Origin of the sequence: Enterobacter sp. RHBSTW-00994, from assembly GCF_013782625.1 — a bacterium.
Lineage (GTDB): Bacteria > Pseudomonadota > Gammaproteobacteria > Enterobacterales > Enterobacteriaceae > Enterobacter.
Genome location: NZ_CP056199.1, coordinates 942,216 through 960,977 on the forward strand (window position 1 = coordinate 942,216; position 18,762 = coordinate 960,977).

Annotated in this window: 16 protein-coding genes, 1 tRNA gene and 2 pseudogenes; 17 read left to right on the plus strand and 2 right to left on the minus strand. The window is 51.9% G+C overall.

Translation table 11 applies throughout. The features are described 5' to 3' along the window. Positions 1 to 244 precede the first annotated feature (244 nt). From HV346_RS04430 to dinB, 8 genes are all read left to right on the plus strand, one after another. Positions 245 to 1,588, plus strand: a complete 1,344-nt coding sequence (locus tag HV346_RS04430; RefSeq protein ID WP_181622366.1) for a Na(+)-translocating NADH-quinone reductase subunit A — start codon at positions 245 to 247, stop codon at positions 1,586 to 1,588. Between the two features lie 3 nt (positions 1,589 to 1,591). Continuing rightward, entirely contained in the window at positions 1,592 to 2,830 is a 1,239-nt protein-coding gene (locus HV346_RS04435) for an NADH:ubiquinone reductase (Na(+)-transporting) subunit B (protein ID WP_181622367.1), read from the plus strand. Continuing rightward, on the plus strand, positions 2,823 to 3,617 hold the full coding sequence (locus HV346_RS04440) for a Na(+)-translocating NADH-quinone reductase subunit C (protein ID WP_181622368.1): 795 nt from the start codon (positions 2,823 to 2,825) through the stop codon (positions 3,615 to 3,617). The genes HV346_RS04435 and HV346_RS04440 overlap by 8 nt, the downstream gene beginning before the upstream one ends. Beyond that, a complete protein-coding gene (locus tag HV346_RS04445) occupies positions 3,610 to 4,248 on the plus strand; it encodes an NADH:ubiquinone reductase (Na(+)-transporting) subunit D (protein WP_181622369.1) in 639 nt (212 codons plus the stop codon). Before HV346_RS04440 ends, HV346_RS04445 begins: the two co-directional genes overlap by 8 nt. A gap of 6 nt (positions 4,249 to 4,254) precedes the next feature. Continuing rightward, positions 4,255 to 4,851: an NADH:ubiquinone reductase (Na(+)-transporting) subunit E gene (gene nqrE / locus HV346_RS04450; protein ID WP_181622370.1), complete on the plus strand. Its 597-nt coding sequence runs from the start codon at positions 4,255 to 4,257 to the stop codon at positions 4,849 to 4,851. Positions 4,852 to 4,861: 10 nt separating this feature from the next. Then, complete coding sequence (gene nqrF / locus HV346_RS04455; protein WP_181622371.1) at positions 4,862 to 6,085, plus strand: NADH:ubiquinone reductase (Na(+)-transporting) subunit F; 1,224 nt, start codon at positions 4,862 to 4,864, stop codon at positions 6,083 to 6,085. Further along, positions 6,085 to 6,288 carry a (Na+)-NQR maturation NqrM gene (gene nqrM / locus HV346_RS04460; protein WP_181622372.1) on the plus strand — a complete coding sequence of 68 codons (204 nt, stop codon included), beginning with the start codon at positions 6,085 to 6,087 and terminating at the stop codon, positions 6,286 to 6,288. The genes nqrF and nqrM overlap by 1 nt, the downstream gene beginning before the upstream one ends. Before the next feature lie 129 nt (positions 6,289 to 6,417). Beyond that, on the plus strand, positions 6,418 to 7,476 hold the full coding sequence (dinB, locus tag HV346_RS04465) for a DNA polymerase IV (protein ID WP_181622373.1): 1,059 nt from the start codon (positions 6,418 to 6,420) through the stop codon (positions 7,474 to 7,476). A gap of 74 nt (positions 7,477 to 7,550) precedes the next feature. Here dinB and pepD read toward each other — a convergent pair whose 3' ends face one another. After that, positions 7,551 to 9,008: a cytosol nonspecific dipeptidase gene (gene pepD / locus HV346_RS04470; RefSeq protein ID WP_181622374.1), complete on the minus strand. Its 1,458-nt coding sequence runs from the start codon at positions 9,006 to 9,008 to the stop codon at positions 7,551 to 7,553. A 260-nt stretch (positions 9,009 to 9,268) separates the two neighbouring features. On the opposite strand from pepD, the gene gpt reads away from it, so the two are divergent. From gpt to crl, 3 genes are all read left to right on the plus strand, one after another. Beyond that, positions 9,269 to 9,727, plus strand: a complete 459-nt coding sequence (gpt, locus tag HV346_RS04475; RefSeq protein ID WP_181622375.1) for a xanthine phosphoribosyltransferase — start codon at positions 9,269 to 9,271, stop codon at positions 9,725 to 9,727. Positions 9,728 to 9,834: 107 nt separating this feature from the next. Then, entirely contained in the window at positions 9,835 to 11,079 is a 1,245-nt protein-coding gene (gene frsA / locus HV346_RS04480) for an esterase FrsA (RefSeq protein ID WP_181622376.1), read from the plus strand. Positions 11,080 to 11,136: 57 nt separating this feature from the next. Then, positions 11,137 to 11,538, plus strand: coding sequence for a sigma factor-binding protein Crl (crl, locus tag HV346_RS04485; protein ID WP_181622377.1), 402 nt, complete (start codon positions 11,137 to 11,139; stop codon positions 11,536 to 11,538). A 124-nt stretch (positions 11,539 to 11,662) separates the two neighbouring features. Here crl and phoE read toward each other — a convergent pair whose 3' ends face one another. Continuing rightward, complete coding sequence (phoE, locus tag HV346_RS04490) at positions 11,663 to 12,715, minus strand: phosphoporin PhoE (protein WP_181622378.1); 1,053 nt, start codon at positions 12,713 to 12,715, stop codon at positions 11,663 to 11,665. Between the two features lie 304 nt (positions 12,716 to 13,019). On the opposite strand from phoE, the gene proB reads away from it, so the two are divergent. The 6 genes and pseudogenes from proB (at position 13,020) to HV346_RS04520 (ending at position 18,694) form a co-directional block, all read left to right on the plus strand. Continuing rightward, on the plus strand, positions 13,020 to 14,123 hold the full coding sequence (gene proB, locus HV346_RS04495) for a glutamate 5-kinase (protein ID WP_181622379.1): 1,104 nt from the start codon (positions 13,020 to 13,022) through the stop codon (positions 14,121 to 14,123). A 10-nt stretch (positions 14,124 to 14,133) separates the two neighbouring features. After that, positions 14,134 to 15,387, plus strand: a complete 1,254-nt coding sequence (gene proA / locus HV346_RS04500) for a glutamate-5-semialdehyde dehydrogenase (RefSeq protein WP_181622380.1) — start codon at positions 14,134 to 14,136, stop codon at positions 15,385 to 15,387. Positions 15,388 to 15,499: 112 nt separating this feature from the next. Beyond that, positions 15,500 to 15,575, plus strand: a tRNA-Thr gene (locus tag HV346_RS04505). Between the two features lie 196 nt (positions 15,576 to 15,771). Beyond that, positions 15,772 to 16,137 (plus strand): annotated as a pseudogene (locus HV346_RS04510) (tyrosine-type recombinase/integrase); the annotation flags it as partial. Positions 16,138 to 16,477: 340 nt separating this feature from the next. Then, entirely contained in the window at positions 16,478 to 18,178 is a 1,701-nt protein-coding gene (locus HV346_RS04515) for a ShlB/FhaC/HecB family hemolysin secretion/activation protein (protein ID WP_249415129.1), read from the plus strand. Between the two features lie 2 nt (positions 18,179 to 18,180). Continuing rightward, positions 18,181 to 18,694 (plus strand): annotated as a pseudogene (locus HV346_RS04520) (toxin-activating lysine-acyltransferase). The last annotated feature ends 68 nt before the right edge of the window (positions 18,695 to 18,762 follow it).

Genomic DNA, 18,762 nt, shown 5'->3' on the forward strand with positions numbered 1-18,762 from the left:
GAAATCAGAATTATCTGGATTAGGAGCGCTCACATTAGCACCGCCATAGATTTTCGCAAGCGCCAACCTTTGAGTTTACAAATTAGTTTTACGTTATAACCCATCAAGAAGACGCTGGCTCCAGGAACTTTGCGTAATAGCTCGCATTTTGGCGTCTGCTGGAGCGTATTCCCTGCCCCCGAAAGGGCGAAAATGTTACACTTTGCGCATCTTGGTTTGTTGTTCATGGATACTTGTTAACCCCATGTTTAGAATAAAAAAAGGACTTAACCTGCCGATCTCAGGCGTGCCGGAACAGCACATTTCGGCAGGCTGTAATATTCGTCATGTTGCGATACTGGGCGACGATTATGTGGGAATGCGGCCCTCCATGATGGTGCAGGAAGGGGATCGCGTCGTTAAAGGACAGGCGCTGTTTGAGGATAAAAAAAATCCCGGAGTGATGTTCACTGCGCCTGCCTGCGGCACAATCGTGGCGATTAACCGTGGTGAACGTCGTGTATTGCGGTCAGTTGTTATCCGTATTGAAGGCAACGAGCAGCGTGAGTTTGCCCGCTTTGACTCCGCAGATCTCGCAACACTTCCTCGGGACGTGGTGCAATCTCAGTTGCTGGTGTCCGGGTTGTGGACGGCATTACGAACGCGGCCCTTTAGCCAATCCCCGGTTCCCGGTTCTGTACCTGCAGCCATTTTTGTCACCGCCATTGATACCAACCCACTCAGTGCCGATCCGCAGCCGATAATCCTGAAGCAACGCCAGGCTTTTGACGCCGGGCTGACTCTGTTAACTCGTCTGACGGAAGGGAAAGTGCATGTCTGTCAGGCCAGCGGCGGCAAACTGGGCGGTCATCCACAAGGTCAGGTGACGTTCAATCAGTTTGCCGGCCCTCATCCGGCAGGGCTTGTCGGGACTCACATCCATTTTCTTGAACCGGTTAGCCTGACAAAACAGGTATGGCATCTTAATTACCAGGATGTGATTGCTATTGGCCATCTCTTTACGACAGGCGAGTTGCGCCCGGACCGCGTGATCGCCATTGGCGGCCCTCAGGCAGTTCACCCGCGACTGGTTCGCACGATTATGGGGGCGGACATTAATGAATTGCTGGCAACGGAGACGAAAGAGGGCGAAAACCGCCTGATTTCCGGCTCGGTGCTCAGTGGCAGGCATGCTGCTGGCGCAGTGGCATTCCTTGGGCGTTTTCATCTGCAGGTCAGTGTGGTGCAGGAAGGGCGAGATAAAGAGTTGTTTGGCTGGGTGATGCCGGGAGCGGAGAAATTTTCTATCACCCGTACAACACTGGGTCATTTTCTGCGTCACAGGCTGTTTAATTTTTCCACCAGCACACACGGTGGCGAGCGTGCAATGGTTCCCATTGGGAATTACGAGCGCGTTATGCCGCTCGATATTTTGCCAACCCCACTGCTGCGCGATTTGCTGGCCGGAGATACGGAAAGTGCGCAGGCATTGGGTTGTCTGGAGCTGGATGAAGAAGACCTGGCGCTCTGCACCTATGTATGTCCAGGAAAATATGAATATGGACCCGTATTGCGCGAGGTGTTAACCCGCATTGAGCAGGAAGGATAACTGATGGGCTTAAAACACCTCTTTGAAAAACTGGAGCCGCATTTTACGCAGGGCGGTAAGCTGGAAAAGTATTACCCGCTGTTTGAAGCAACCGTGACCATTTTCTACACGCCGGGGCAAGTCACAAAAGGGGCGGCGCATGTGCGCGACGCCATCGACCTCAAACGCATGATGATTCTGGTCTGGTTTGCGGTATTCCCGGCGATGTTCTGGGGAATGTATAACGTAGGGTTACAGACCATTCCGGCGTTACACCATCTTTATGATGCCCCACAGCTCGCGCAGGTGATTCAGTCAGACTGGCATTATCGTCTGGCGCAGTCGTTGGGTGTTAGCTTTGCCTCTGACGCCGGCTGGATCAGCATGATGACGCTCGGCGCGGTCTTTTTTCTGCCGATTTATCTCACGGTCTTTATTGTCGGGGGCTTCTGGGAAGTCCTGTTTGCCATTGTGCGCAAACACGAGATCAACGAAGGCTTCTTTGTCACCTCCATTCTTTTCGCCCTGATAGTGCCCCCGACACTACCATTGTGGCAGGCAGCGCTTGGGATCAGCTTTGGTGTGGTCATTGCCAAAGAGATATTCGGCGGGACCGGGCGTAACTTTCTTAACCCAGCTCTGGCTGGGCGTGCGTTTCTGTTCTTTGCTTATCCTGCGCAGATCTCCGGCGACCTGGTCTGGACGGCGGCAGACGGATTTTCAGGCGCGACGCCCCTCTCTCAGTGGGCTGCACACGGCGGTGAAACGCTGGTCAATAATGCGACAGGCCAGCCCGTCACCTGGTTTGATGCCTTTATAGGCAATATTCCTGGCTCTATCGGGGAAGTGTCCACGCTGATGATCCTGATTGGCGGAGCCATCATCTTGTTCGGACGCGTCGCTTCCTGGCGAATCGTTGCTGGCGTTATGCTCGGTATGGCGTTAACCGCGTCACTCTTTAATCTAATAGGCTCCAGCACTAACCCAATGTTCTCTATGCCGTGGTACTGGCATCTGGTTCTGGGCGGTTTTGCTTTTGGGATGATGTTTATGGCGACCGACCCCGTCTCGGCTTCATTTACCGACAAAGGGAAATGGTGCTACGGCGTGCTCATCGGCGTGATGTGTGTATTGATTCGTGTGGTCAACCCGGCTTATCCGGAAGGGATGATGTTGGCCATTTTGTTTGCCAACCTGTTTGCGCCGCTGTTCGATTATCTGGTAGTGCGCGCCAACATCAAGCGGAGGAAGGCGCGTGGCTGACATCAAAAATAACGATAGCATCGGCAAAACATTGCTGGTGGTACTGGTGCTTTGCCTGGTCTGTTCTGTCGTCGTTGCCGGCTCTGCCGTAGGGTTAAAACCTTTACAGCAAGAGCAACGCGCCCTGGATAAGCAACGCAATATTCTGGCGGTTGCCGGGCTTATGCGGGAGGGGATGAACGCTGATGACGTATCTAAAATCTTTGCTGAACGTATCTCGGCCCGCCTGGTGGATTTAAAAACGGGCATCTTGCTGGATAAAGATCCGGCGAAATTTAACCCGTCACAGGCATTAAAAGATCCGCAGATGAGTCAGGCGCTTGAAGCCGCACAAGATCCGGCAGGTATCAAACGGCGCGCTAACATTGCCGAAATATACCTGGTTCGCGATGAGCAAAAACGTGTTCAGGAGATGGTGCTTCCGGTCTATGGCAACGGATTATGGTCGGTAATGTACGCCTTTGTTGCGCTCGACACGGATGGCCGTACCGTAAAAGGCATTACGTATTACGACCACGGGGAAACTCCAGGCCTGGGGGGCGAGATTGAGAACCCAGGCTGGCGGGCACAGTTTGTCGGCAAGAAAGTCCTCGACGATAACGGGCAGCCTGCGTTGAAAGTGGTTAAAGGCGCCGCGCGTCCTGGCGATCAGTACGCGGTTGACGGGCTTTCCGGTGCAACTCTTACGTCAAACGGCGTGCAGCACAGTTTTGATTTCTGGATGGGGGAGCTGGGTTTTGGTCCCTTCCTGAAAAATGTACGTGAAGGAGCGTTGAACCATGGCTGATGTGGGCGAAATGAAAGAAGTTAAAAAGGTGCTGATTGGCCCATTATTTGCCAATAATCCGATAACCCTGCAGGTGCTTGGCGTCTGTTCTGCGCTGGCGGTGACGACCAAACTGGAAACGGCGTTGGTCATGACGGTGGCAGTAACACTGGTCACGGCGTTTTCCAGCATGTTTATCTCCATGATCCGCCATCACATTCCGAACAGTGTGAGGATCATTGTGCAGATGGCGATCATCGCCTCGCTGGTGATCGTGGTCGATCAGCTATTGCGTGCTTTTGCCTATGAGACTTCAAAGCAGCTGTCGGTATTTGTTGGTTTGATCATTACCAACTGTATTGTCATGGGGCGGGCTGAAGCTTGTGCCATGAAAATGCCGCCGCTTGCGAGCTTTATGGATGGTATCGGCAATGGCCTGGGGTACGGTGTGATTTTGCTGACAGTGGGGTTCCTGCGCGAGCTAATCGGCAGCGGCAAGCTGTTTGGTATCACCGTATTAGATACCGTACAAAATGGTGGCTGGTATCTGCCTAACGGGTTGTTCCTTCTGGCCCCGAGCGCATTTTTCATTATCGGTTTGCTGATTTGGGCAATTCGCACGCTGAAGCCTGAACAGCAGGAAAAGGAGTAACCGACAATGGCTCATTACCTGAGTTTATTTGTGCGCGCCGTATTTGTAGAAAACATGGCGCTCGCGTTCTTCCTTGGCATGTGTACATTTCTTGCCGTATCTAAAAAAGTGTCGACAGCCTTTGGTCTTGGCGTCGCTGTGACCGTTGTTCTCGGGTTATCTGTACCGATTAACAACCTGGTGTACAACGTTGTGCTGCGTGACGGTGCGTTGGTTGAAGGGGTCGATCTCAGCTTTCTTAACTTCATCACCTTCATCGGTGTGATTGCGGCGCTGGTTCAGATCCTTGAGATGATCCTCGACAGGTATTTCCCGTCACTTTATAACGCGCTGGGGATTTTCCTACCCTTGATTGCCGTGAACTGCGCCATCTTCGGCGGTGTATCATTCATGGTTCAGCGTGACTACAACTTTAGTGAATCCGTTGTGTATGGTTTTGGTTCTGGTATCGGCTGGATGCTGGCGATCGTAACCATGGCGGGGATCCGCGAAAAAATGAAATATGCCAATGTGCCGGCAGGCTTACGCGGCTTAGGGATCACCTTTATCACCACCGGATTAATGGCACTGGGTTTTATGTCCTTCTCCGGTGTGCAGCTATAAGGGCAAATAGATGGAAATTATTCTTGGCGTGGTGATGTTCACGCTCATTGTTCTGGTGCTTTCAGGACTCATTCTGGCGGCGCGTTCAAAGCTGGTGAATTCCGGAGATGTCATTATCGATATCAATAATGACCCGCAAAACCAGATCCGCACTCCGGCGGGTGATAAGCTACTGAATACCCTCTCAGGTAACGGGATTTTTGTCTCTTCGGCGTGCGGTGGTGGTGGCTCCTGCGGCCAGTGCCGCGTGACGGTAAAAGAGGGGGGCGGGGAAATCCTGCCGACTGAGCTGGCGCATATTACCCGACGTGAGGCAAAAGAGGGCTGTCGTCTGGCGTGTCAGGTTGCCGTCCGCCAGAACATGAAAATTGCGTTGCCGGAAGAGATCTTTGGCGTCAAAAAGTGGGAGTGCGAGGTTATCTCCAATGATAACAAAGCCACGTTTATCAAAGAGCTGAAGCTACGCGTGCCGGAAGGGGAAGATGTTCCATTCCGTGCCGGTGGCTACATCCAGATAGAGTGTCCGGCACATACCGTCGCGTATGCAGATTTCGACGTGCCGGACGAGTATCGTGCCGACTGGGACAAATTTAATCTCTTCCGTTTTGTTTCTGAGGTCAAAGAGCCGACGCTGCGCGCTTACTCTATGGCGAACTACCCGGATGAGAAGGGCATAATAATGCTTAACGTCCGTATCGCAACGCCGCCCCCGAATGTGCCAGATGCCCCGCCGGGCGTGATGTCATCTTATATCTGGTCACTGAAAGCAGGCGACAAAGTCACTATCTCCGGGCCGTTTGGTGAGTTCTTTGCTAAAGAGACTGACGCGGAAATGGTCTTTATTGGGGGTGGTGCGGGCATGGCTCCGATGCGCTCGCACATCTTTGACCAGCTTAAACGGCTTGGCAGCAAGCGTAAGATCAGCTTCTGGTACGGCGCACGCTCGCTGCGCGAGATGTTTTACGGCGAAGAATTTGAGCAACTGGCACGTGAAAATCCAAACTTTACCTTCCATGTGGCCCTGTCAGATCCGCAGCCGGAAGATAACTGGACGGGCTACACCGGCTTTATTCACAATGTTCTGTATGAACACTATCTGAAGCAGCATCCTGCACCTGAAGATTGTGAGTTCTATATGTGTGGTCCGCCAATGATGAATGCGGCAGTCATCAGGATGCTCGGTGAACTCGGCGTGGAAGATGAAAACATTATGCTGGATGATTTTGGAGGCTGATGATGTTGACGTTTCTGGCGACCTTCTCAATATTCGTGCTGGTGGTGTTCGGTATGTCTTTAGGCTGGCTCATCAAGCGAAAGAGTCTTCAGGGTAGCTGTGGCGGTATCTCTTCACTGGGGATAGACAAAGTCTGCGATTGTCCGGAACCGTGTGATGCTCGTAAAAAACGGATGGCGCGCGAAGCACGACGGATCCTGTAAATCGGCTCTGCTATGGGTCTACGATCCTGTAGGCCCGATAAATAACATCCAGCCCGGCAATTGCTGCGCTCACTTCTCAACTCTGATTTTTTTACTGTATACTTATCCAGTGATGAGTGAGGGTTTACTATGCGCAAAATAATCCATGTGGATATGGACTGCTTTTTTGCAGCAGTGGAGATGCGTGATAATCCCGCGTTGCGGGATATCCCTATTGCCATTGGCGGCAGCCGTGTGCAGCGTGGTGTCATCAGTACTGCCAACTATCCGGCTCGCAAATTTGGCGTGCGCAGTGCCATGCCAACGGCAATGGCGCTAAAACTCTGCCCTCATCTCACGCTTTTGCCTGGTCGTTTTGACGCTTACAAAGAGGCTTCTCAACATATCCGGGAGATCTTTTCTCGCTACACGTCCCTGATAGAACCGCTGTCGCTGGATGAAGCCTATCTTGATGTGACCGATAGCGTGCACTGCCACGGGTCCGCGACGCTGATGGCTCAAGAAATTCGGCAGACTATTTGTAATGAACTAAATCTGACGGCCTCTGCGGGCGTCGCGCCGGTTAAATTCCTTGCCAAAATTGCCTCAGATTTGAATAAACCAGATGGGCAGTATGTGATTACACCGGAAGAGGTTCCTGCGTTTTTGAAAACGCTGCCGCTGGGGAAAATACCCGGTGTCGGTAAAGTCTCTGCCGCAAAGCTGGAAAGCATGGGGCTGCGTACCTGCGAAGATGTTCAACGCAGTGACCTGGCAATGTTGCTCAAACGCTTCGGCAAGTTTGGTCGCGTGCTTTGGGAGCGCAGCCAGGGGATTGATGAGCGCAGTGTAAATAATGAACGTCTGCGCAAATCGGTGGGTGTCGAGCGGACACTGATTGAAGATATTCATGACTGGGTCGACTGCGAAATCATTATTACTGAACAACTCTACCCCGAACTGGAACGGCGCTTAGCCAAAGTAAAACCGGACCTGTTGATTGCCCGTCAGGGCATCAAACTGAAGTTTAACGATTTCCAGCAGACCACGCAGGAGCATGTCTGGCCGCGCCTGAATAAAGACGATCTCATCGCCACGGCAAAAAAAGCCTGGGAAGAGCGCAGGGGTGGACGAGGCGTTCGACTGGTAGGATTGCACGTTACGCTGCTGGATCCGCAACTTGAGCGGCAACTCGTTCTTGGGTTATAAAAAAGCCCGGTAGCATTATGCTTACCGGGCGGTATTTTCACCCTCTCTTTGTGGGAAAGGGCTGGTTGACGGAATTACTTAGCTGGAATGGCTTTCAGCAGCTCAGTCAGCAGCGTCCAGTAATGGCCAACGCTTTCGATATGAACTTGTTCATCCGGGGAGTGTGGTCCGGTAATGGTTGGCCCAATAGAGACCATGTCCATATCAGGATATGGTTTTTTGAACAGACCACATTCCAGACCCGCATGGATCACCTGGATGTTAGGCGTGCTGTTAAACAGACGCTGATAAGTTTCACGCACCAGCGCCATCACAGGAGAACTTGCATCCGGCTGCCAGCCTGGGTAGCTGCCTTTGGCGGAGGTTTTCGCACCGGACAGTTTGCCCAGTGATTCCAGCATGCTCACAACATACTCTTTACCGCTGTCGATCAGTGAACGGATCAGGCAGATGATTTCAGCACTGTCGTCGCTCATGGTCACTACGCCCACATTCAGGGAGGTTTCCACCACGCCTTTTGCGACGTCAGAGTTACGGATCACACCGTTTGGTGTCGCGTTCAGCAACTGCACAAAGCTGTCGCGAGACAGTGTGGTCAGCGCGGCTTTATCTGTCGACACTGATTCCAGAACCACGGTCAGGTTCTTCTCTTTAACAGCCAGTTCGTTTTTCAGGATATCCAGATAAACGCCGGAGAGGGTTTTTAACTCGTCCGCTTTTGCTGCCGGAACGGCGACGGTGGCGAATGCTTCGCGTGGGATAGCGTTACGCAGTGTACCGCCGTTGAAATCAACCAGACGCAGATCCAACTCAGTGGCATGGCCTGCCAGGAAGCGTGCCAGCAGTTTATTGGCATTGCCCAGGCCTAAGTGGATGTCACCACCAGAGTGACCGCCTTTCAGCCCTTTCAGCGTCAGCTTGAAAGTCTGGAAGCCCGCAGGAATGGCTTCACGAGAAAGCGGCAGGGTAGAGATAAAATCAATACCGCCTGCGCAACCCATGTAGATCTCACCTTCTTCTTCAGAGTCGGTGTTGATCAGAATATCTGCCTGCAACCAGTTTGCCTGCAGACCAAATGCACCATCCATACCAGCTTCTTCGGTCATGGTCAGCAGCACTTCCAGTGGGCCATGCTCAACGCTGTCATCAGCCAGCACGGCCAGGGCGGATGCCATACCGATACCGTTATCTGCACCCAGTGTGGTTCCGCGAGCTTTCACCCACTCGCCATCGATATACGGCTGAATAGGGTCTTTGGTGAAGTCATGAACGGTATCGTTATTTTTCTGTGGAACCATATCCAGGTGCGCTTGCAGCACAACCGGTTTACGGTTTTCCATACCTGCAGTTGCAGCCTTGCGAATCAGAATGTTGCCAACCTGGTCACGCTCAGTGTGCAGGCCTTTTTCCTTTGCCCAGCCAATAATATGTTCGGCAAGTTGTTCTTCGTGGTAGGACGGGTGAGGAATAGAACAGATTTTGGCAAAAATATCCCACAGTGGTTGTGGCGATAATTGAGACAGTTCAGACACGATAAGTCTCCTTGTCGATGCGCTGCAAAGATTCATGCAGGTCACAGGGTTAGCAGGTTAATAGTTACCACAAGACAGGCTTGCGAGATGCAACTGAGAATACCACTTTCTCTGGTTGCTGGTAGCATAAAGCATGTAAAAACTCAGCCCTGAGCCGCTAAACACTGGTTTTTAGTGCGTCAGATCTCTATAATCTCGCGCAACCTATTTCCCCCTTGAACACTTTTTAAGCCGTATACAAACAGGCTGGGACACTTCACATGAGCGAAAAATACGTCGTCACCTGGGACATGTTGCAGATTCATGCACGCAAACTGGCTGCGCGCCTGATGCCTTCCGAGCAGTGGAAAGGCATTATTGCCGTTAGCCGTGGTGGCCTGGTCCCCGGAGCGCTGCTGGCACGTGAGTTGGGTATTCGTCATGTCGATACCGTATGTATCTCCAGCTATGACCACGATAACCAACGTGAGCTGACCGTGCTGAAACGCGCTGAAGGCGACGGTGAAGGCTTCATCGTTATTGACGATCTGGTTGATACTGGTGGTACTGCCGTTGCGATTCGCGAAATGTATCCGAAAGCGCACTTCGTCACTATCTTCGCTAAACCGGCTGGCCGTCCGCTGGTGGATGATTATGTGATTGATATCCCACAGGATACCTGGATTGAACAGCCGTGGGATATGGGGGTTGTTTTCGTCCCGCCAATTTCTGCTCGCTAATTCCGCAGAGAAATTATTTTTAACGCCCAGTTCAACTGGGCGTTGTTTTTTTTAGCCTGTGCCGCGTTACAATAGCCTCTATATGTCGTATCCATGGAGGCAGCGAAATGACTCAGGCGAACCTTTCTGAGACCCTGTTCAAACCCCGTTTCAAGCACCCCGAAACGTCGACGCTGGTGCGTCGCTTTAATCATGGCTCGTTGCCCGATGTGCAGTCTGCGCTGGATGGTAAAAATGTGCCGCACTGGTATCGAATGATCAACCGCCTGATGTGGATCTGGCGCGGTATTGATCCTCGTGAAATCCTGGATGTACAGGCGCGCATCGTCATGAGCGAGGCCGATCGTACTGACAGTGAACTTTACGACACCGTGGTCGGTTATCGTGGTGGCAACTGGATTTATGAGTGGGCCAAACAGGCGATGCTCTGGCAGCAGAAAGCCAGCCAGGAAGAAAACGCCGTGTTGAGTGGCCAACACTGGCTGCATGCCTCTAATCTCTACAGTATTGCGGCTTATCCTCATCTTAAAGGCGACGAGCTGGCTGAACAGGCGCAGGCTCTGGCGAATCGTGCCTATGAAGAAGCGGCTCAACGCTTACCTGGTCGCATGCGTGAACTTGAGTTTACTATTCCAGGCGGCTCGTCCGTGACCGGGTTTCTGCACATGCCTGAGGGTGAAGGTCCGTTCCCTACGGTCCTGATGTGCGGCGGTCTGGACTCTCTACAAATCGACTATTACAGCCTTTATGAGCGCTATTTCGCACCAAAAGGGATCGCGATGCTGACGCTTGATATGCCATCCATTGGTTTCTCTTCTAAATGGAAGCTGACGCAGGATTCCAGCTTACTGCACCAGCATGCGCTGAAAGCACTGGAAAATATTCCGTGGGTCGACCATACGCGGGTGGCGGCCTTTGGCTTCCGTTTTGGCGCAAATGTTGCGGTGCGTCTGGCGTATCTGGAGTCGTCACGCCTGAAAGCCGTCGCCTGTCTTGGCCCCGTCGTTCATGCTCTGTTAAGCGAACCGGCTCAGCAGGCCAGTGTGCCGGAGATGTATCTGGATGTCCTGGCGAGTCGTCTTGGCATGCATGATGCATCAGATGAAGCGTTGCGCGTGGAACTCAATCGCTACTCTTTAAAAACGCAAGGTCTGCTGGGACGTCGTTGTCCTACGCCGATGCTGTCCGGTTTCTGGAAAAATGATCCTTTCAGTCCGGAGGAGGAGTCGCGCTTAATCACATCGTCATCTTCTGATGGCAAGCTGTTGGAGATACCGTTCAGTCCCGTATATCAGAATTTTGACAAAGCGTTAAAAGAGATTACGCGTTGGATCTATCAGAGACTGTGTTAATAGATTGCTAAATTTTGATGGTTTGGTAAAACAGTGGCTTCACAAAAGGAGATCGCAATGACGTTACCGAGTGGACACCCGAAAAGTAGACTGATTAAGAAGTTCATGGCTCTTGGCCCGTATATTCGAGAAGAGCAGTGTGAAGAGAATCGCTTTTTTTTCGACTGCCTGGCTGTATGCGTCAACGTGAAGCCTGCACCCGAAAAACGTGAGTTCTGGGGATGGTGGATGGAGATGGAAGCACAGGAAAAACGCTTCACCTACAGCTACCAGTTTGGGTTGTTCAATAAAGATGGCTACTGGCAATCGGCCACCATCAAAGACCAGGAAGTTATCGACCGTCTGGAACATACGTTGCGAGAGTTTCATGAAAAAGCGCAGGCATTACTGGCAAGCCTGGAACTGAAACTGGAGCCTGCAGACAACTTTTCCAGCGAATCGGTAAAACTGACGGCCTGATCGTCATCTTTTCTCCTTCTTCTTCCTTCGGGAGAGCACCGGAGTGAAGGCATAAGACCTCTCTCACTTCTCCGGTAAAAAAAAAGCCTGGCATGAATCGCCAGGCTTTTTTATTTGGACAACATTAGAACTGGTAAGTCATACCCAGTGCAACGATGTCATCGTTGCTCAGACCCAGTTTGTTGTCGTCATCCAGTTGGTTGATTTTATAATCAACAAACGCAGACATATTTTTGTTGAAATAATAGGTCGCGCCAACATCGATATATTTCACGAGATCCTGATCGCCGATACCTTCGATATCTTTGCCTTTAGACTGGACATAGCCCAGGGATGGACGCAGACCGAAGTCGAACTGGTATTGTGCAACCACTTCGAAGTTCTGTGCTTTATTCGCAAAGCCACCTGAAATAGGGGTCATGTTGCGGGTTTCAGAATACATTGTTGCCAGGTAAATATTGTTTGCGTCGTATTTCAGACCAGTTGCCCAGGCTTCTGCTTTGTCACCCTGACCACGAGTCAGCAGGTTCTGATCATTGGTACGGTCAGAGTTGGTGTACGCGCCGCTGATCGCGAAATCGCTGCCGCCGAAATCATAGGTCAGAGATGTACCAAAACCGTCACCGTTTTGTTTCTTCGCGTCACGGTTCTCGTTTTTGCCCTGATATTGCAGGGTCATGTCCAGGCCATCAATCGCGCCGAAGAAGTCGGTATTACGGTAGGTTGCCAGGCCGCTTGAACGTTTGGTCATGAAGTTGTCGGTCTGACCAGAAGAGTCACCGCCGAATTCCGGGAACATATCCGTCCAGGCTTCAACATCATACAGTGCGCCCAGGTTACGACCGTAGTCGAAGGAGCCGAAGTTTTTCAGTTTCAGGCCAGCAAATGCCAGACGGGTTTTCTGAGTAGAATCGCTTTCGGCTTTGTTGCCGGAAAATTCTGCTTCCCAGCGACCATAACCGGTCAGTTGATCGTTAATCTGCGTTTCGCCTTTAAAGCCGAAACGAACGTAAGTCTGGTCACCGTCTTTGGTGGCATCATCGCTGATGTAGTGCATTGCTTTTACTTTTCCGTACACGTCCAGTTTATTGCCGTCTTTATTATAAACTTCGGCCGCGTGAACAGATGCAGAAGCAACAACGCCCATTACCACTAATGCCAGAGTACTCTTTTTCATTTTCGATCCTGATTTTTTTAAACGCGCTAAAATTCGCTGAACGATAAGCTCATGCTTATGTCCCGTGAAAAAACAGGAAGGGTTTTAACGTTCTGGAATTAAAGTTTTATGACAATCTAAGAATTATTTTAAAAAACTGTGATTTATTATTTCAGTAATAAAACTGTCAAAATATGCCGCTACGCTTCCTGATCCCGCGCAATAAAGTGTTTCGCTTTGTGCTAAGGCAGTTGGCAACGAGGCTGACTCCTGCTAAAACGTCTGATTGACATCATTTTCCCTTATTGTTGAACGGCAGAGAATCATGAGTGACAGCCAGACGCTGGTGGTAAAACTCGGTACCAGTGTTTTAACAGGCGGATCGCGCCGCCTAAATCGCGCCCATATTGTTGAGCTTGTACGTCAGTGCGCTCAGTTGCATGCCGCAGGGCATCGCATTGTGATTGTAACGTCCGGAGCAATTGCCGCCGGTCGCGAGCACCTGGGATACCCCGAACTCCCCGCCACCATCGCTTCCAAACAGCTGCTGGCGGCTGTTGGTCAAAGCCGGCTCATTCAGTTGTGGGAACAGCTGTTTTCCATCTATGGCATCCACGTCGGGCAGATGCTGCTGACGCGCGCTGACATGGAAGACCGTGAACGCTTCCTGAATGCGCGCGATACGCTACGTGCGCTGCTGGACAACAATATTGTTCCCGTTATCAACGAAAACGACGCGGTCGCGACAGCGGAAATTAAAGTCGGTGATAACGACAATCTCTCAGCGCTGGCCGCGATTCTGGCGGGGGCTGACAAGTTGCTGCTTCTGACGGACCAGCAAGGGCTGTTTACCGCAGACCCACGTACGAATCCGCAAGCGGAGCTGATTAAAGATGTTCACGGCATTGATGATGCGTTGCGTGCCATTGCAGGCGACAGCGTGTCTGGCCTTGGTACGGGCGGTATGGGAACCAAACTGCAGGCGGCTGATGTGGCGTGCCGTGCGGGGATTGACACCGTTATTGCCGCAGGAAGCCGTCCTGGCGTAATTGGTGATGTGATGGAAGGAATCTCTGTGGGCACGCGGTTCCATGCGCAAGAGTCCCCACTTGAGAACCGTAAACGCTGGATCTTTGGCGCGCCACCGGCAGGCGAAATCACCGTGGATGAAGGGGCGACGGCCGCAATTCTGGAAAGAGGGAGTTCATTACTTCCAAAAGGAATTAAAAGCGTGACAGGCAACTTCTCCCGTGGTGAAGTGATTCGTATCTGTAATCTTGAAGGCCGCGATATTGCTCACGGTGTGAGCCGCTATAACAGCGATGCGCTACGCCGCATTGCAGGCCATCACTCGCAGCAAATCGACGCTATTCTGGGCTATGAATATGGCCCGGTTGCTGTTCATCGTGACGATATGATCATTCGCTAAGGAGCCAAAAATGCTGGAACAAATGGGTGCAGCGGCCAAAGCTGCCTCTTACAAGCTGGCGCTCCTTTCCAGCCGCGAGAAAAACCGTGTGCTGGAAAAAATCGCTGACTACCTGGAATCGCAGTCCACTGAGATTTTGCGTGCCAACGAGCAAGACTTAGCCGAGGCCCGTGCTAACGGTCTGAGTGAAGCTATGCTCGACCGTCTGGCGCTGACGCCTGCACGTCTTAAAGGCATTGCTGATGATGTTCGCCAGGTGTGCAACCTGGCCGATCCTGTTGGGCAGGTGATTGATGGCGGGCTGCTCGACAGCGGTTTACGTCTTGAGCGTCGTCGCGTTCCGCTGGGCGTTATTGGTGTGATTTATGAAGCCCGTCCGAATGTGACAGTCGATGTAGCCTCTTTGTGCCTGAAAACGGGTAACGCCGCCATCCTGCGTGGTGGTAAAGAGACATGGCGTACCAACGCCGCGACGGTGAACGTTATTCAGCAGGCGCTGGAAGAGTGTGGCTTACCGGCGGGTGCGGTTCAGGCAATTGAAAGCCCGGATCGTGCGTTGGTGAATGAAATGCTGCGCATGGATAAATACATCGACATGCTGATCCCGCGTGGCGGCGCAGGCTTACACAAATTATGCCGCGAGCAGTCAACCATTCCGGTGATCACCGGCGGTATCGGTGTGTGTCACATCGTGGTGGACGATACCGCAGAGATTGCCCCCGCACTGAAGATTATCGTTAACGCCAAAACTCAGCGTCCCAGCACCTGTAATACGGTGGAAACGCTGCTGGTGCATCAGGACATTGCGAATACTTTCCTGCCTGCATTGAGTAAACAGATGGCGGAGAGTGGCGTGACGTTACATGCGGACGCTAATGCATTGCCACTGTTGAAAGACGGCCCGGCGTCTGTTGTTCCAGTAAAAGCCGAACAATACGATGATGAGTTCCTGTCACTGGATTTGAACGTGAAGCTGGTTGCAGACCTGGATGACGCCATTGCGCACATCCGTGAACATGGTACACACCATTCCGACGCCATTCTGACCCGAACGCTGCGCAATGCTGATCGTTTTGTGAACGAAGTGGATTCTTCTGCCGTATACGTGAACGCCTCGACGCGCTTCACCGATGGTGGGCAGTTTGGCCTGGGGGCAGAAGTTGCTGTCAGTACTCAGAAGCTGCATGCGCGCGGTCCGATGGGCCTCGAAGCGCTGACTACCTACAAGTGGATCGGCTTCGGCGATGATACGATTCGTGCGTAAATAAATCGCGGGTGATGTAAAAGTAGGCACTTGATTCATAAGCCCATTGACGCATCACCCCGTTAGATCTACTCTCTTGCCCCGTGGTTACACTCGTAACCGGCCTCTCAGGGCCGATATAGCTCAGTTGGTAGAGCAGCGCATTCGTAATGCGAAGGTCGTAGGTTCGACTCCTATTATCGGCACCATAAAAATCAATGTGTTATAGTTTTCCATCTGCATGTAATCCTACGGTTTTCTCCCCCGCGTACTTACTGGCGTACTTATTTAACATGACATAGCTGCGTGCCATGTGCTCGCTCTCAAACAGATTCTGGCCTTACAGACGCTTTTTCATCTCGAGGGCTGGGTGAGGTTCAGTTGCTGTTTTAAGCACAACAGATAAATGTGTTACGTCTGACTCTCTGGACCGGGTGTCGTACCGGTGAAGTCTGCAATATGGCATGGAAGGATGTTGATCTTGAAAAAGGCACTATTCATCTGCGAGAAACTAAAACAGGGATAGAGCGTTACGTACAGTTATCTGATCAGGCTATCGACTTTCTCAAAGTACTACGCCTCACCTCCGATAAATACTCATTCCCTTCACAGGCGACTAAAAAGCCTATCCAGCAGAAGTACCTGACTGAAAACTCATGGCGTTTACGTGAAAGCGGTCAAATGCTTGATATACCTCATTGGACCCCTCACGATCTGCGTCGTACCGTTCGAACGGGATTATCTCGCCTGCAATGCCCAAATGAGGTTGCAGGTCTGGTCCGATTATCTGGATGATTTGAATAAACGTACATTCGGTCATCTGTAGTTTACGAGACGACGATAACTCAGTCCTTTGGATGCCCCTGCGAAGCAAAAACATGATCGACCAGAACAGAATAAGCACGTTTTCGGGGGACTGATTTTGCCCCCCTGGCGTCATCGACCGGTCTGACCGCTTTCCCTGAATATTTCACATTACCCTGGCATCAAATTTCATTTTCAGATTTTTTAAAAATGCTTTTGATGTAAACAATGCTTATTAATGCCTTATATTAATCTGGTTATTTCGTTTTAAGGCAGATGGTATCTTTGTGTAAGGAGTTATGTTGAAATGGAGTTTCGCCATCCGTTGCGGATGTTCTCGCCCACGTTTTTCCTTTTGTGTCTCTCAGGCGCGTTGCTGTGCGTACTGCCTTCCGCTCAGGCTTCGCCCGGCGACGAACAGTTTATCCTGCAGCAACAACGCCAGCAGGCGCTGGAGCAACAACTGACCCCTCCGGCTCCTGATGTGCGTCTCTCACCTCCCGTCAGCCCTGCCGGACAGATCCTCTTTCCAGTGGAAACACCCTGCTTTACTATCCATGACGTCACACTGACGGGACAGGCTGATTTTCCTCGGTGGTTGCCGCTGCAACGCCTGGCAAATCAGGCGGCGGGCCACTGTCTGGGCTCGCAGGGCATTAATCTGTTGATGAGTACACTTCAGAACCGGATGACTGCTCACGGCTGGACCACGTCGAGGGTACTGGCACCCGCCCAGGATGTAAAAAGCGGTCATCTTCGTCTGACGATTGTTCCCGGTAAAATCCGGCATGTGGAACTGACGCCCGACAGCAGTCGCTGGCTATGGCTGTACAGCGCCTTCCCGGCCTGTGATGGTCATTTGCTGGATTTACGCGATATAGAACAGGGACTGGAAAACCTGCAACGCCTGCCCACTGTGCAAGTGGAGATGGAAATAGTCCCCGCAGACCAGCCCGGCGAAAGCGATATCATTATTTCCCGTCAGCAGAGTAAATTCTGGCGTATTGGTATGTCGCTTGATGATTCCGGTACAACATCCACCGGGCGTTATCAGGGGGGGCTGACGCTTTCTCTGGATAACCCACTGGCGTTGAGCGATTTGTTCTGGTTTTCAGTAAGCCATGACTTGCAAACCGGGCACGGGAAAGGTAACCAAAACCTCAGTGCCCACTGGTCTGTACCCGTGGGATACTGGTCATTTGCTCTCATCGGTAGTGACTATGATTACCATCAAACAGTTGCCGGGTATTTTGAAGATTACCGCTACAGCGGTAAAAGTCAGAGTCTCACAGCACAGCTGAGCCGGGTACTGCACCGCAATAGCGCGCAAAAAACGACTGCATCGTTTGACGTACAATCCCGCACCACCCGCAACTATATCAATAACACTGAAGTGGAAGTACAGCGCCGCCATGTCTCCTCGTGGAAAGCGGGCCTTCAGCACCGACACTATATTGGCCCGGCCACGCTGGATGCGGGGATCAGCTACCAGCGAGGTACTCGCTGGTTCGGGGCACAACCCGCACCTGAGGAGTTTTTTGCTGAAGCCACTGCACTGAGCCGTATTCTGCGCACCGATGCCCGCCTGAGTCTGCCATTTTCTCTCGCCGAACAAGCCTTCCGCTTTGATACCGCATGGCAGCGCCAAACCAGTAACACGCCCCTCACACCTCAGGATCAGTTTTCCATTGGCGGGCGCTATACCGTGCGGGGCTTTGATGGTGAGCGCACACTCAGCGCTGACCGGGGCTGGCTGGTGCGCAATGACCTTTCGTGGCAAACCCCCTTGCAAGGGACAGAGTTTTATCTGGCAGCGGATTATGGCGAAGTGGGTGGCAAAGGCATCGAATATCTGACAGGAACTCATCTGGCTGGAGGTGCGGCAGGACTGCGGGGACAGATCTGGAAAATCGGCTACGACATGTTTGCAGGCGTGCCATTCTCCCGACCAGACGGTTTTAAAACCAGTCCAGCTACTTTTGGCTTTAGCCTGAATATGGATATCTGATCATGCGCTGTGGTGACTTTGTGGTACAGGCTCCGCTTATCCTTGGTGGACACGTTTCAGAAGCGGAGATACTGGCTGTGGATGCATTCCCCCATGCACCGGGATGCACCGTTGAGTGTTCTGCCTACGGTGCTATTACCGGTCATCAAGCGGCAGCAATATGTGCTGATTTCACAGGGTGAGCACCCCGTCTTCTTTCTGAGCTGGATGTGGTTGAGCGAGGAGTCAGAAGCGCGCTATCTCACCGAGCCCTCGGTAATGATAAGGGATGAGGACTGGTGCTGTGGTGATCGAATGTGGTTTCGGGATTTTATTGCTCCATTCGGGCACGCCGGCGCCATGAGTCGCCTTTTACGTGAAGAGATACTGCCTCATTACTGCGCCCGTTTTCTCTGGCACCGGGGCGAGTCAATTCGCCCTTGCATCAAAACCTTTCGCGGTAACCGTATTTCACGAGAGGTGTTCAGGGCATGGAAGTTGCGTTCTCTTCCTCCGACAGGATTACGTCAGTACTGATTCCTTCGCTTAACTGACTCCGCTAAATACACAAATAACAGAACGATAAATATCATAAAGGAATTGTA